We start from the raw sequence: 13,831 nt of genomic DNA on the forward strand, positions 1-13,831 counted from the left end.
GACAACGCATGCAACTCTGGCAACTGGAAGCCGCCGACCTGGCGCAGCGCATCAAGGCGCGCGAGGTCTCGTGCGTCGAGGCGGTGCGCAGCAGCCTGGCGCGGCTCGACGCGGTGAACCCGCAGCTGAACGCCGTGGTCGACCGCTGCGCCGACGAAGCGCTGGGCGCGGCGGCGCAGGCCGACGCGGCACTGGCGAGCGGTGAAGCGACCGGGCCGCTGCACGGCGTGCCCGTCACCATCAAGGTCAATGTGGACCAGCGCGGCCACGCCACCACCAACGGCGTGGAGGCTTACCGCAGCGTCGTGGCGAAGGACGACAGCCCCGTGGTCGCGAACCTGCAGCGCGCCGGCGCGATCGTGGTCGGCCGCACCAACACGCCCGCGTTCTCGATGCGCTGGTTCACCGACAACGCAGCCCATGGGCGCACGCTGAATCCGCACAACGCCGACGTCACGCCGGGCGGCTCGAGCGGCGGCGCGGCGGCGGCGGTCGCGGTCGGCATCGGCGCCATCGCGCACGGCAACGACCAGGGCGGATCGATCCGCTACCCGGCCTACGCCTGTGGCGTGTACGGCCTGCGCCCGAGCTTCGGGCGCGTGCCGGCCTTCAACCCGTCAGGGGCGGGCGAGCGGCCGATGGTGGTCCAGCTCACGTCGGTACAGGGGCCGCTGGCGCGCAGCGTGCGCGACCTGCGGCTGGCCTTTGCCGCGATGGCGCAGCGCGATGTGCGTGATCCCTGGTGGGCGCCCGCGCCGCTGGAATCGGCCGCGTCGGGCAGCCCCGTCAGCGTGGCGCTGTGCACCGAGCTGCCCGGCTACGCCTGCGATCCCGAGGTGACCGATGCATTGCAGCGCGCGGCGCGCCGCCTGGAGAGCGCCGGCTACCGCGTCGAGCCTGCGCAGCCGCCGCGTCTGCGCGAGACGGCCGACCTCTGGCTGTCATTGACGATGGCCGACAGCCGGCTGCTGGTGGAAGAGGCGCTGATGCGTGACGGCGACGACACCATCCGCCAGGCCTACCGCGCCATGGACGCGCACGCGCCGCAATTCGACACCGTGGGCTACATGCGTGCCCTGGCCGCGCGCACGGGCCTGATGCGCGAATGGGCGCTGTTCCTGCAGCGCCATCCGCTGCTGCTGATGCCGGTGTCGTGGCGCCATCCGTTCCCGGTCGACGCCGACCAGCGTGGCAGCGCCGCGATGCGGGAGATCCTGGATGCGCAGAGCCCGCTGCTGTCCACCGCGATCCTGGGATTGCCAGGGCTGTCGGTGCCGATGGGGCTGCGCCACGGGCTGCCCACGGGCGTGCAGCTCGTGAGCGACCGCTTCCGGGAAGACCTCTGCCTGGCCGCGGCCGAAGTGCTCGAAGCCGAGGCCGAGGCCGGGCCGGTGGCGGCGATCGACCCCGCCTGAGCGGGGAGGGCGCGCGTCAGCGCTTGCGGAAGATGTCGCGCGCCGCCTCGATGGTGGCCGCGATGTCGTCCTCGCTGTGCGCGGCGCTCACGAAGCCTGCTTCATAGAGTGCCGGCGCGATGTACACGCCGCGGTCGAGCAGGCCGTGGAACAGCGCATTGAACTGCGCGTTGTCGGTGGTCATCACCGTCGCGTAGTTCTGCGGCAGTTCGTTCATCAGGAAGAAGCCGAACATGCCGCCTTCGCTGTCGGCGTTGAAGGGCTGGCCCTCGGCGGCCGCGGCGGCCTTCAGGCCGTCGACCAGCGTGCGGGTCTTCTTGGCCAGCGCTTCGTAGAAGCCGGGCTTTGAGATTTCCTTCAACGTGGCCAGGCCGCAGGCGGTGGCCACCGGGTTGCCCGACAGCGTGCCGGCCTGGTAGACCGGGCCCAGCGGCGCGAGCTGCTCCATGATGGCGCGCGGGCCGCCGAAGGCCGCCAGCGGCATGCCGCCGCCGATGACCTTGCCGAGCACCGTGAGGTCGGGCGTGATGCCCAGCACGCCCTGCGCGCCGTGCAGGCCGACACGGAAGCCCGTCATCACCTCGTCGAAGATCAGCAGCGCGCCGTGCTGCGTGCACAGCTCGCGGCAGCGCTTGGCGAATTCGGGCGTGGCGCGCACGAAGTTCATGTTGCCGGCGATCGCCTCGATCATCAGGCAGGCGATGTCCTTGCCGTGCAGCGCGAAGGCTTCCTCGAGCTGCTGCAGGTTGTTGTACTCGAGCACCAGCGTGTGCTGCACCACCTCGGGCGGCACGCCGGCCGAGGTCGGGTTGCCGAAGGTGGCGAGGCCGGAACCGGCCTTCACCAGCAGCGCGTCGGCATGGCCGTGGTAGCAGCCTTCGAACTTGACGATGGTCTTGCGGCCGGTGGCGCCGCGCGCCAGGCGCAGCGCGCTCATGGCGGCTTCGGTGCCCGAGCTCACGAGGCGCACCATCTCCATCGACGGCACCAGGGCCAGGATGGCTTCGGCCAACTCGATCTCGCGCTCGGTCGGCGCGCCGTACGAGAAGCCTTCGAGCACGGCCTTCTGTACCGCCTCGACCACGGCGGGGTGGCCGTGGCCCAGGATCATCGGACCCCAGGAGCCGATGTAGTCGATGTAGCGCTTGTCGTTGGCGTCCCAGAAATAGGCGCCTTGCGCGCGCTGGATGAAGCGGGGCGTGCCGCCGACGGCCTTGAAGGCGCGCACGGGCGAGTTCACGCCGCCGGGGATCACGGCGCGGGCGCGCTCGAAAAGAATGTCGTTCTGGTCAGTCATCAGTGTCGCGTGTCGTGCGGGGGTAAAGCGAAATCGGGAGGGGTGTCGGGCGCGTCGTCATCGTCTTCGTCGTCCTCGGGCTCGGCCCAGAACAGGCGGTCGGGCAGCACGTGGCCCATGCCGGGGCGAAAGCCCGCGTCGAGGCAGCGGTCCATGTAAGCGAGCGCTTCGGTCGTGGCGGCGACCAGGTCGGTGCCGCTGGCCAGCAGGGCGGCGAGCGCGGCCGAGAGCGTGTCGCCCGCGCCGGCGAAGACGGCTTCGAGCCGTTCGTACTTCTCGCTGGCCAGCACCGACTGCGGCGAGGCCAGCACGTTGTCGATGAACTGGTCGGGCAAGACCATGCCGGTGACCAGGGTGTAGGGCACGCCGAACTCGCCGGCGGCCTTGGCGATGTCGCGCGCGCCGGGCGGGCGCTCGCCACTCCAGTCGGGCAGCAGCCAGCGCCACAGGGTGCTGTGGTTTCCAACCAACACCGTGGTCTGGGGCAGCACGAGGTCGCGGAAAGCGTCGAGATAGGCCTCGATGAGGTTCTCGTCCCACCACGACAGGTTGGGCATGTAGGCCACCACGGGCACGTCCGGGTAGTCGGCGGCGGTCTCGGCGATGGTGCTCAGCGCCTCGGGGGTGCCGGCAAAGCCGACCTTGATCAGCTGGACCTCGACGTCTTCCAGGATGGCGCGCGCCTGCTCGGCCACGGCCTCTTCCTCGAAGGCGAAGTGGTCGAAGATCTCGGCCGTGTCGCGCGCATAGGCGCCCGTCACCACCGGCAGGATGTGAGCGCCCACCGATCCCATGGCCAACGCGTCCGCGCCCAGGCCGCCCGCGCCGCTCGGATCGCTGGCATTGAACACCAGCACGCAGGGGGGATTCAGGTCGCGTTCGCTCAGCGCCTCGTCGTCCTGCGAGGGGTCGTTAAGATTGCCCGGTTTGCGGGCGTTCTCGTCTGGATGTAAGTAGATGGTCATACGCCTAGCGAAATCCCCTGGATGGTGGCATAGGCGCGACGTTTACGGTCTGCCAGTGAGATACGCATAGATACACTCGTTGCATTTAATGAACAAGGACTTTAAGCTCCGATGAACACGAAAACTTGGATGTGCCTGATTTGTGGGTGGATCTATGACGAAGCGGTTGGTGTACCGGAAGACGGCATCGCGGCAGGCACGGCCTGGGCCGATGTGCCGATGAACTGGACCTGTCCTGAGTGCGGTGCGCGCAAGGAAGACTTCGAAATGGTTGAGATCTGACAAGCATGGCATAGGGCTACGCGATCTGCGTCGATGTTCGGCGCGGCGGGCATCCAAGTCTCATGAGCAGGAGCGTTTGCAATGGGCCCGAATGGATCTGGTTACAAGGTGCTGGTCATCGATGACAGCAACACCATCCGGCGCAGTGCCGAGATTTTTCTGAAGCAGGGTGGGCACGAGGTTCTTCTCGCGGAAGACGGCTTCGACGCGCTCTCCAAGGTTAACGACCACAAGCCTCACCTGATTTTCTGCGACATCCTGATGCCTCGCCTCGACGGCTATCAGACCTGCGCCATCATCAAGCGCAACGCGCATTTCTCCAATGTCCCGGTCGTCATGCTGTCTTCGAAAGATGGCGTATTCGACAAGGCCCGCGGCCGCATGGTCGGGTCCCAGGACTATCTCACCAAGCCATTCACCAAAGACCAGCTGCTGCAGGCCGTGCAGCAGTTTGGCATTGTTCAACAGGAAGTGCAGTAATGCCCATTCGAAAAATCCTCGTCGTCGACGACTCCAAGACGGAACTGGTGTTCCTGACCGACCTCCTCCAGAAGAACGGTTTCTCCGTGAAGACGGCCGAAAACGCCGACGACGCGATGCGCCGCCTCGAGGAAGACCACCCCGACCTGATCCTCATGGACGTGGTCATGCCCGGCCAGAACGGCTTCCAGCTCACGCGCGCCATCGCCCGCGACCCGAAGTACGCCGCCATTCCGATCATCCTGTGCACCAGCAAGAACCAGGAAACCGATCGTGTCTGGGGCATGCGCCAGGGCGCACGCGACTACATCGTGAAGCCGGTCAACGCGGCCGATCTGATGTCCAAGATCAGCGCGCTCGCCTGAGCGGGAACCTGCGCACTCCATGGCGAATCGCGACGCGCTGCGCGCCTTCCAGTCCCGGCTTGCGAGCCGCCTCCAGGCCGCGCGCACCACGGGCGTGGCCGCGAGCTGGCTGGCGGTCGAGGCGGGTGAGGGCAAGTACCTCTTTCCGCTGGCGCACGCCGGCGAAATCTTTCCCTGGACGCCGCCCCAGCCCGTGCCCTACACGGAGCCCTGGTTCCTCGGCGTCGCCAACCTGCGCGGCGGCCTGTACGGCGTCGTGCAGCTGTCGGCGTTTGCGTCCGGTGCGCCGGGCGCCCCCGCCGCCACCGAGGCGGCACGCATCCAATCGCGGCTCGTGGCATTCAACGAGCTGCTCGAAGTCAACTGCGCTTTGCTGGTCGATCGACTGGCGGGGTTGCGGGGTGCGGAGGCCTTCACGGCCGCCGACGCCCCGGGCGCAGAGGCCCCGGCCTGGCACGGGCATCTGTACACCGACGCAGCAGGAGAGCGCTGGCAGGAAGTCAACCTGCAGGCGCTTTCGCAGCAACCCCAGTTTTTGAGTATTGGTGCGTAGTGCTTCGGCACATGGCACTGGCAACCACCTGAAGGACCGACCGTGAGCTCGATCGCCGACAAGTTCAAGAAATTACTCCCCGCGACCAACGGGAACGACAAGGCCCGCGTCGACGGCTCCGGTTCGATATCGCTCGACGATGTCGACACGGTTCAGGTTCCGGACGAAAAAACGATCCGCCTCGCCAAGAAGGGCGAGGGCGCATCCGCCGCCACAGCCGACACCGGCTTCGGCGGCATCGACGCGCTGGGCGATCCGGCGTCCGTCGAGGCTGCCAACGCGGCCACGCTCGAAGCGGTGCCGCTGGCCCCCGCCGCGGGCGGCGGCATGGGCGCCAACCCCGCCAAGCAGCAGCGCGTGCTGGCGATCATGCTGGCCATCGTGGTGCTGGCGCTGTTGCTGGTGGCCGGCTCCGCGATCCTTCGCGCGGAACGCCTGGCGCAGCAGGTGGCGGCCACCGGCCAATCGCTGATGCAGTCGCAGCGCCTGGCCAAGTCGATCTCGCAGGCCCTCGTCGGCAGCGCCTCGGCGTTCGTCGAAGTGAAGGACAGCGCCGACGACCTCTCGCGCCGCGTGCAGGGCCTGACCACCGGCGACGACGCCTTGCGCCTGGAAGCCGTCGGCAACCAGTACGACGAGGAGATGAACAAGATCAACCCGCTGGTCGCCCGCGCCGACGCGAGCGCCAAGGCCGTGCTGGCCCAGCGCCAGATCCTGACGCAGGTGGGCGCCGCCTTGCGCGACATCAACCAGCAGTCGTCCACGCTGCTCGAAATGACGGAAACCGTCGCGTCGCTCAAGATGCAGCAGAACGCCACGCTGCCCGAAATCTCGGCCGCCGGCCAGCTCGTGATGCTGACGCAGCGCATCGGCAAGTCGACCAACGAGTTCTTCACGGTCGAGGGTGTGAACCCCGACGCCGTGTTCCTGCTGGGCAAGGACCTGAACACCTTCCAGGAAACCACCCGCGGCCTTCTCGACGGCAACGCGCAACAGCGCTTCCCCGGCTCGAAAGACCCGCAGACGCGCCAGCAGCTCGAAGCCATCCTGAAGACCTACGAGCAGATGCGTACACAGGCCTCGGCCATTCTGGGCAACCTGCAAGGCCTGGTGGCCGCGCGCGAAGCACAGGCGTCCATCCTGACCGACAGCGAGCCGCTGCGTAAGTCGCTGGGCGAACTGCAAGAGAAGCTCTCGGCACGCACCGGCCTGGGCGCCGGCACCATCGTGCTGCTGTTCGTGCTGTCGCTGGCCGCCCTGGCTCTGGCCGGCGCCATCGGTTTCGTGCAGGTGCGCGAAGGCCGCGAACGTGCCGCCGTCGCCGAACGCGAGCGTCTGGCTGCCGAGCAGGCGTCTGAAGAAGCCGGCCGCGTGAACAACGCCAACCAGGCCGCCATTCTTCGGCTGATGAACGAACTGCAGACAGTGGCCGAAGGCGACCTGACGCAGGAAGCGACCGTGACCGAGGACATCACCGGCGCCATCGCCGACTCGGTGAACTACACGGTGGAAGAACTGCGTTTGCTGGTGGGCAACGTGCAGAACACGGCAACCCGCGTGGCGCAGACGACGTCGCAGGTGGAAAACACCTCGACTGAACTGCTCGCCGCCTCGACCGAGCAGCTGCGCGAAATTCGCGAAACCGGCCAGTCGGTGCTGACCATGGCCGAGCGAATCAACGGCGTGTCCTCGCAAGCGCAAGAGTCCGCCACGGTGGCGCGCCAGTCGCTGCAAGCCGCATCGTCGGGCCTGCAGGCCGTGCAGAACGCCATCGGCGGTATGAACTCGATCCGCGACCAGATCCAGGAAACTTCCAAGCGGATCAAGCGCCTGGGCGAATCGTCGCAAGAGATTGGCGAAATCACCGAGCTGATCTCGGACATTACCGAACAGACCAACGTGCTGGCCCTGAACGCCGCCATTCAAGCGGCATCCGCCGGTGAAGCCGGCCGAGGCTTCTCGGTGGTGGCGGAAGAAGTTCAGCGACTGGCCGAACGCTCCGCAGACGCCACGCGCCAGATCTCGGCGCTGGTGAAGGCGATTCAGACCGACACGCAGGATGCGGTGGGCGCCATGGAGCGTTCCACGCAGGGTGTGGTCGAAGGGGCCAAGCTGTCCGACAACGCGGGTACCGCGCTGTCCGAGATCGACCGCGTGTCGCGCCGACTCGCTGACCTCATCGAGCAGATTTCGCAGTCCGCCTCCCGCGAGGCCGATTCGGCCAACGTGGTGGCCGCCAACATCCAGCACATTTTTGCGGTGACGGAACAGACCGGAGAAGGCACGCGGACCACGGCCCAGCAGGTGCGCGAGCTCTCGCAGATGGCCGAAGAACTGCGTCGCTCGGTGGCCCGTTTCAAGATCGCGTGACAACAGATAGATAAGAACGGCGAGCAACCACGTGTCGATTCAAACCCCTGCCACGGCCCCCCTTGCCGGCAACATGCCGGCCACCGAAGACCTCGGGCCGCTGGCCTGGGTGCTGGGAGAAATCCAGAAGTCCCTCGACGGTGTCGGCAAGTCGCTGCGGCGTTTCGTGCGCGACGTGGGCAGTGCCACGGAGCCCGAGAGCGGTCCGCTGCAGATGGCCCGCCAGCAACTGCACCAGGCCGTCGGCGCGCTGCAGATGGTCGGCCACAGCTCGCCTGCCCTGGTGCTCGGCACCATCGAATTCGCGGTGCAGGGCTTCATCGCCGAACCGCAGCGCTGCACCGAGAGTGCCGTGCACAAGATCGAGCGTGCCGGCTTTGCCGTCACCGATTTCCTCAGCGCACTGCTGGCCGGCAAGGCCGTGTCGTCGGTGGCGCTGTTCCCGCAGTACCGCGACGTGCTGGAGCTGGGCGGCAATGAGCGCGTCCATCCGGCGGACCTGTGGAGCACCGCCTGGCGCTGGGTCGAGGTCAAGCCTGCCCTCACGCAAGCCGCGCTCGCTTATGACCCGGCCGTGCGTTCGCGGCTCGATCGCGAGGTGCTGCAGCTGGTCAAGAGCGGCGACGCGCAGGCCGCGCGGCGGCTGCATGCGCTGTGCCTGGGGCTCGGGCGCGGTGCGCTGCTGCCGCGCGTCGCGAGCTTCTGGACGCTGGCCGCGGGCTTTTTCGAAGCCCTTGCGCTCGGCCTGATTCCCGCCGACACCTACGTCAAGCGCGCCGCCTCGCGCGTGCTGCTGCAGTACGCCACGCTGGCGCGCGGCGACAGCGTCGTATCTGATCGCCTCGGCCAGGACCTGCTCTTCTTCTGCGCCCAGGCCGTGCCCGGCGCGCAGGACGACGCCGCCACGCTGCGCACCGTGCGCAGCGCCTGGGGCGTGACGCAGGAGCCGCGCGTCGACTACACCGTGGTGCAGTTCGGCCGCTTCGACCCGCTGGTGCTCTCGCAGGCCCGCAAGCGCATCGAGACCGCCAAGGAAATGTGGTCGGCGCTCTCGGGCGGCGACATCACGCGCACGCGGCAGGTGGCCGACACCTTCGCGCAACTCGGCGAATCGCTGCTGAAGCTGCACCCGCCGAGCCAGCCGATGGTGCAGGCGCTGACGCACGCCGTGGACGCCTCGGTGCGTTCCGGCCAGCCGCCCGACACCGAACTGGCGATGGAAGTCGCCACCTCGGTGCTGTACCTCGAAGCCGCGCTCGAAGACCTCGACCCCAGCGACCCGCAACTCACGGCCCGCACGCTGCAGCTGGCCGGCCGCATCGAACGCGTGCGCGACGGCGGCCGTTCCGAGCCGCTCGAGCCGTGGATGGAGGACCTGTACCGCCGCGTCAGCGACCGCCAGACCATGGGCACCGTGGTCGACGAGCTGCGCAGCCACCTGAGCGAACTCGAGAAGTCGCTCGACCAGTACTTCCGCCGCCCGGCCGAAAAGCCGCTGCTGCGCACCGTGCCCACGCAGCTCATGCAGATGCGCGGCGTGTTCTCGGTGCTGGGGCTCGAGCAGGCCGCGCACACCGTGCAACGCATGCGCGACGACGTCGAGCAGATGCTGCAGGTCAACCGCTCGCCCGTCGAGGAAATGGCCACCTTCGACGCGCTCGGCAACAACCTGGGCGCGCTCGGTTTCCTCATCGACATGCTGGGCTACCAGCCCGCACTGGCCAAGCGCCTGTTCGTGTTCGACGCCGAAGCCGGTGAACTCAAGCCGCTGATGGGCCGCCAGGCCATCGATGCCGCGGCCCCGGCCGAAGGCGCCGCCGCACCGGCCGCCGAGCCCGTGCTCAGCATCGAGGAGGTCGACGCGCAGATCGCCTCCAAGCTCGCCGCGTTGGCCACGCCCAACCGCAAGACCAAGCCGTCGCCGCTGGAGGAATTCAGCCGCAAGGCCGAGAGCTGGACCACCAAGATCACGGGCCCGTCGGCGCTGCCCGACACCGAGGTCACCGAGCTCGAAGAAGACGACCTGCAGAACATCTTCCTGGACGAAGCCCGCGAAGTGGTGGGCAACGGCCTGGCGGCCATCGCCGCGCTCGGCAACCGTCCCGGCGACACCGAAGAACTCACCATCCTGCGCCGCGCGTTCCACACGCTCAAGGGCAGCTCGCGCATGGTCGGCCTCACCGACTTCGGCGATGCCGCCTGGTCGCTCGAACAGGTGCTCAACACCTGGCTGGCCGACCAGCGCGATGCCACGCCCGAGCTGCTGTCGAGCACCGAGCGCATGCTGCGCGATTTCAGCCAGTGGGTCGAAGCCATCGCTGCCGGCGATGCGGGCACCTGGCACTCGGCACCGTTCAGCCGCGTGGCCAACGCGCTGCTGGCTGGCGAGCCCGTGCCCGCACCGGTGCGCGTGGCCGATGCCGAAGCACTCGCGGTGGCCGCACGCCACATCGCCGCCGAGCCGGCGCCGATCGCGCTGCCGGAGCTGCCTGAGCTCCCCGACCTGTCGCTGACGCCGCAAGATGTCGCAGCCCCTGACGCCACGTTGGACTTCTCCGATTGGCAGCAGGCGCAAGAAGCGCCACACGCACCGACCAAGCCTGTCACACCCGAGCCCGACGACGATTTCGCGTCCACCGACTTCCTCGACTTCGAAGGCAAGCAGAGCACCGCACCCGCGCCGCTCGACGTGCTGCCCAGCGGCGACGATTTCGATTTCCTCGCGCCCCCGAAGACGCATGCACCGGCCGAGCCCGCCGTGTCGCACGCCGAGCCCGAGCCCGCGCCGGAAATCGCAGCGACGGTGCCGACCGCGTCGGGCCTGCCCGATCTCGAATGGGCGCCCGAGCCGCTGCCGCTGGCTGCCGCAGAACCTGTCGCCGAGACGATGGCACCTGTCGAGGTCATCGAAGCGGCCGAAGAACTGCCAGCGCTGGACGTGCCGGTCGAAGTGCAGCCGGAGCCGGATCCTGTGTCGGCGACCATCGAAGTCGCCCCCGAAGCCCCAGCCCCCGTTGTCGTCGAAGAGCTGCCAGCCGCCGTCATGGCCGAACCGGAGCCCGTGTCGGAGCCTGAGCCCGTGCTGGCCGAGGCCATTCCTGAACCCGAGTCTTCCATCGCGCCGAGCGCCGAAGACCAGGTCAAGGTGATCGGCCCGCTGCGCATCGGCATCGCGCTGTACAACGTCTACCTCAACGAAGCTGACGAATGGTCCCGCCAGCTGGCGACCGATGTCGGCGAATGGGCGCTCGAAACCCACGAGCGCCTGCCCGACTCGACCATCGCGCTGGCCCACTCGCTGGCCGGCAGCTCGGCCACCGTCGGCTTCCACAGCCTGTCGGGCATGGCCCGCCTGCTCGAATCGGCGCTGCAGCACCTGCAGATGCAGGGCAGCGGCACGCGCGAACAGGGCGTCGTGCTGGTCGCCGCGGCCGACGAGCTGCGTCGCCTGCTGCACCAGTTCGCGGTCGGCTTCCTGCGCGACCCGTCCGAAGCCACGCTGCAGGCGCTGCGCGAGATCGCCGCTGCACCGATGCCGCCCGAGATCGCCGCGGCCCGTTTCGAGACGCTGCTGCCCAAGCAGGTCGTTGCCAACGACGCCTTTGCCGACGTGGTACTGGACGACAACGAAGACGCCATCGACCTGGCCGATGCGGTCGACGTCGACCTGTTCCCGATCTTCGAGGAAGAGGCTGCCGAACTGATGCCGCAATTGGGCGAGGCGCTGCGCCAGTGGTCGCACCACCCCGACGACGCCGCGCCGCGCGCCTCGGTGCTGCGCACGCTGCACACGCTCAAGGGCAGTGCCCGGCTGGCCGGCGCCATGCGCCTGGGCGAGCGCGCGCACCGCATGGAGTCCGAGATCGAACTGCTGGGCTCCCAGGGGGCGGAGCGGGCCGACATCGAGAAGCTGCTCACCCGCCTGGACACGCTGCAACACACCTTCGACGCCCTGCGCGCGGCCGACGACGCCGCCCAGGTCGAAGTGGCCCAGCTGATCGCCACCGCCAGCCCGACCGCACCCGCCATCCAGCGCGTGCAGGCGGCGCCCGAGGTTCGCGAGTCGGCGAACGACGACCAGGCCGAAGCGGCTTCCGCCGAAGCCGCCGCTGAAGCCCCGTCGTCCCTGCTGCCGCGCCCCGCGCCGGCCCTGCTCGCGCCGCTGCGTGCAGCGTCGGGCCAGGCCGTGCGCATCCGCACCCAGCTGCTCGACCGCCTGGTCGCGCAGACCGGCGAGGTCATCATCACGCGCTCGCGCCTGGAGGCCGAACTGGGCCAACTGCGCGGCTCGCTCGCCGACCTCACGGGCAACCTCGACCGCCTGCGCCAGCAGCTGCGCGACATCGAAGTGCAGGCCGAAAGCCAGATGCAGTCGCGCCTGGCACAGGCCAAGGATTCGCAGCAGAGCTTCGACCCGCTCGAGTTCGACCGCTTCACCCGCGTGCAGGAACTCACGCGCATGATGGCCGAGTCGGTGAACGACGTGGCCACCGTGCAGCGCACCTTGCAAAAGACCGTGCAGGCCACGGAAGACGACCTGAGCGTGCAGGCACGCCAGACGCGCGAACTGCAGCGCGGCCTGCTGCGTACGCGCATGGTGGAGTTCGAAGGCATCTCCGACCGCCTGTACCGCGTGGTGCGCCAGGCCTCGAAGGACACCGGCAAGCAGGTGCGCCTGGACATCGTCGGCGGCTCCATCGAAATGGACCGCGGCGTGCTCGACCGCATGACGCCCGCCTTCGAACACCTGCTGCGCAACTGCGTGGCGCACGGCATCGAGGATGTGGCGGCGCGCGAGAAGGCCGGCAAGGACGCCAGCGGCCTCATCGTCATCGACCTGCACCACGAAGGCAACGACGTGTCGGTGAGCTTCCGCGACGACGGCGCCGGCCTCGACCAGAAGCGCATCGCCGAACGCGCCCGCGCCCTCGGCCTGCTCGGCCCCGACCAGGACCTGTCGCCCGAGGAAGCCACCGAGCTGATCTTCAAGCCCGGCTTCTCGACGGCAGGGCAGGTGTCCGAACTGGCCGGCCGCGGCATCGGCATGGACGTGGTGCGCGCGCAGATCGCCGCGCTCGGCGGCCGCATCGAAACGCACAGCACGCCGGGCCAGGGCACCACCTTCAAGCTGGTGCTGCCGCTGACCACCGCCGTGACGCACGTGGTGATGCTGCGCGCGGGCGAGGTGTCGATCGGCGTGCCGTCGAACCTCGTGGAACTGGTGCAGCGCGTGAGCGGTGCCGACCTCGAGGCCGCCTACCTGAACCACAGCTTCGCCTTCGGCAGCGAGCAGGTGCCGTTCTACTGGGCCGGCGCGCTGCTGCAGCATTCCATCCGCAGCGAGCACGCCGCCACCAAGAACAACACGCTGGTGATCGTGCGAAGCGCGGCGCAGCGCGTGGCCCTGCACGTGGACGAAGTGCTGGGCAACCAGGAAGTCGTGGTGAAGAACCTCGGCCCGCAGCTCGCGCGGCTGCCCGGCCTGGCCGGCATCTCGGTGCTGGCTTCGGGCGCGGTGGCGCTGATCTACAACCCGGTGGCGCTGGCCGCGGTGCACGGCGACCAGGCGCGTGCGCGCCAGACCGCCGCGCTGGCCGCGCCGACGCATGCCGCTTCGGTGGACACCGGCGCGCCGCAGACGCCGGCCGCCTTTGCCCCGGTGGTGCCGCAAATTCCGCTCGTGCTGGTGGTGGACGACTCCATCACCGTGCGCCGCGTCACGCAGCGCCTGCTGCAGCGCGAAGGCTATCGCGTGTCGCTCGCGGCCGACGGCCTGCAGGCGCTCGAGCGGCTGCAGCAGGAGCGCCCGGCCGTGGTGCTGTCGGACATCGAGATGCCGCGCATGGACGGCTTCGACCTGGCCCGCAACATCCGCGCCGACGTGGCCCTGGCCGAGCTGCCGATCATCATGATCACCTCGCGCATCGCCGAGAAGCACCGCGAGTACGCCCGCGACCTGGGCGTGAACCACTACCTGGGCAAGCCGTACTCGGAAGAGGAACTGCTGCGCCTGGTGCGTGCCTACACGAGCGAGCCGGCCGCGCTGGCGGTGGCCTGACCGGCTTCGGCAGCGCCGGCAATCGGCGCGCAAAAGAAAAGGGCCC

Annotated in this window: 9 protein-coding genes; 7 read left to right on the forward strand and 2 right to left on the reverse strand. The window is 68.8% G+C overall.

The genetic code is table 11. The annotated features are described in order from the left end of the window. Positions 1–8: 8 nt before the first annotated feature. Positions 9–1,415, forward strand: coding sequence for an amidase family protein (locus AC1RAD_RS24970; protein ID WP_492737795.1), 1,407 nt, complete (start codon positions 9–11; stop codon positions 1,413–1,415). Between the two features lie 16 nt (positions 1,416–1,431). Here the strand turns inward: AC1RAD_RS24970 and hemL are convergent, their stop codons facing one another. Together hemL and thiD are read right to left on the reverse strand one after the other, a co-directional pair. Next, positions 1,432–2,712: a glutamate-1-semialdehyde 2,1-aminomutase gene (gene hemL, locus AC1RAD_RS24975; protein ID WP_492737797.1), complete on the reverse strand. Its 1,281-nt coding sequence runs from the start codon at positions 2,710–2,712 to the stop codon at positions 1,432–1,434. Continuing rightward, positions 2,712–3,677 carry a bifunctional hydroxymethylpyrimidine kinase/phosphomethylpyrimidine kinase gene (gene thiD, locus AC1RAD_RS24980; protein WP_062479115.1) on the reverse strand — a complete coding sequence of 322 codons (966 nt, stop codon included), beginning with the start codon at positions 3,675–3,677 and terminating at the stop codon, positions 2,712–2,714. The genes hemL and thiD overlap by 1 nt, the downstream gene beginning before the upstream one ends. A gap of 111 nt (positions 3,678–3,788) precedes the next feature. On the opposite strand from thiD, the gene AC1RAD_RS24985 reads away from it, so the two are divergent. The 6 genes from AC1RAD_RS24985 (at position 3,789) to AC1RAD_RS25010 (ending at position 13,785) form a co-directional block, all read left to right on the forward strand. Then, positions 3,789–3,959: a rubredoxin gene (locus AC1RAD_RS24985; protein ID WP_007838397.1), complete on the forward strand. Its 171-nt coding sequence runs from the start codon at positions 3,789–3,791 to the stop codon at positions 3,957–3,959. Positions 3,960–4,040: 81 nt separating this feature from the next. Next, positions 4,041–4,439 (forward strand): response regulator, encoded by a 399-nt coding sequence (locus AC1RAD_RS24990; protein WP_021012487.1) that lies wholly within the window; start codon positions 4,041–4,043, stop codon positions 4,437–4,439. Further along, positions 4,439–4,804 (forward strand): response regulator, encoded by a 366-nt coding sequence (locus tag AC1RAD_RS24995; RefSeq protein WP_062479114.1) that lies wholly within the window; start codon positions 4,439–4,441, stop codon positions 4,802–4,804. Before AC1RAD_RS24990 ends, AC1RAD_RS24995 begins: the two co-directional genes overlap by 1 nt. Before the next feature lie 19 nt (positions 4,805–4,823). After that, positions 4,824–5,357 (forward strand): chemotaxis protein CheW, encoded by a 534-nt coding sequence (locus tag AC1RAD_RS25000; protein WP_062479111.1) that lies wholly within the window; start codon positions 4,824–4,826, stop codon positions 5,355–5,357. Positions 5,358–5,399: 42 nt separating this feature from the next. Continuing rightward, the gene (locus AC1RAD_RS25005; RefSeq protein WP_492737799.1) at positions 5,400–7,727 is read left to right on the forward strand and encodes a methyl-accepting chemotaxis protein; all 2,328 of its coding nucleotides are present in this window, start codon (positions 5,400–5,402) and stop codon (positions 7,725–7,727) included. A gap of 31 nt (positions 7,728–7,758) precedes the next feature. Further along, the gene (locus tag AC1RAD_RS25010; RefSeq protein ID WP_492737801.1) at positions 7,759–13,785 is read left to right on the forward strand and encodes a hybrid sensor histidine kinase/response regulator; all 6,027 of its coding nucleotides are present in this window, start codon (positions 7,759–7,761) and stop codon (positions 13,783–13,785) included. Positions 13,786–13,831: the final 46 nt, after the last annotated feature.

It is taken from the genome of Variovorax sp. GW823-FHT04B03 (assembly GCF_058796495.1).

Coding starts and splice junctions, on each gene's coding strand:
- AC1RAD_RS24970 (WP_492737795.1), top strand. CDS start 9: ATGCAACTCTGGCAACTGGAAGCCGCCGACCTGGCGCAGCGCATCAAG.
- hemL (WP_492737797.1), bottom strand. CDS start 2,712: ATGACTGACCAGAACGACATTCTTTTCGAGCGCGCCCGCGCCGTGATC.
- thiD (WP_062479115.1), bottom strand. CDS start 3,677: ATGACCATCTACTTACATCCAGACGAGAACGCCCGCAAACCGGGCAAT.
- AC1RAD_RS24985 (WP_007838397.1), top strand. CDS start 3,789: ATGAACACGAAAACTTGGATGTGCCTGATTTGTGGGTGGATCTATGAC.
- AC1RAD_RS24990 (WP_021012487.1), top strand. CDS start 4,041: ATGGGCCCGAATGGATCTGGTTACAAGGTGCTGGTCATCGATGACAGC.
- AC1RAD_RS24995 (WP_062479114.1), top strand. CDS start 4,439: ATGCCCATTCGAAAAATCCTCGTCGTCGACGACTCCAAGACGGAACTG.
- AC1RAD_RS25000 (WP_062479111.1), top strand. CDS start 4,824: ATGGCGAATCGCGACGCGCTGCGCGCCTTCCAGTCCCGGCTTGCGAGC.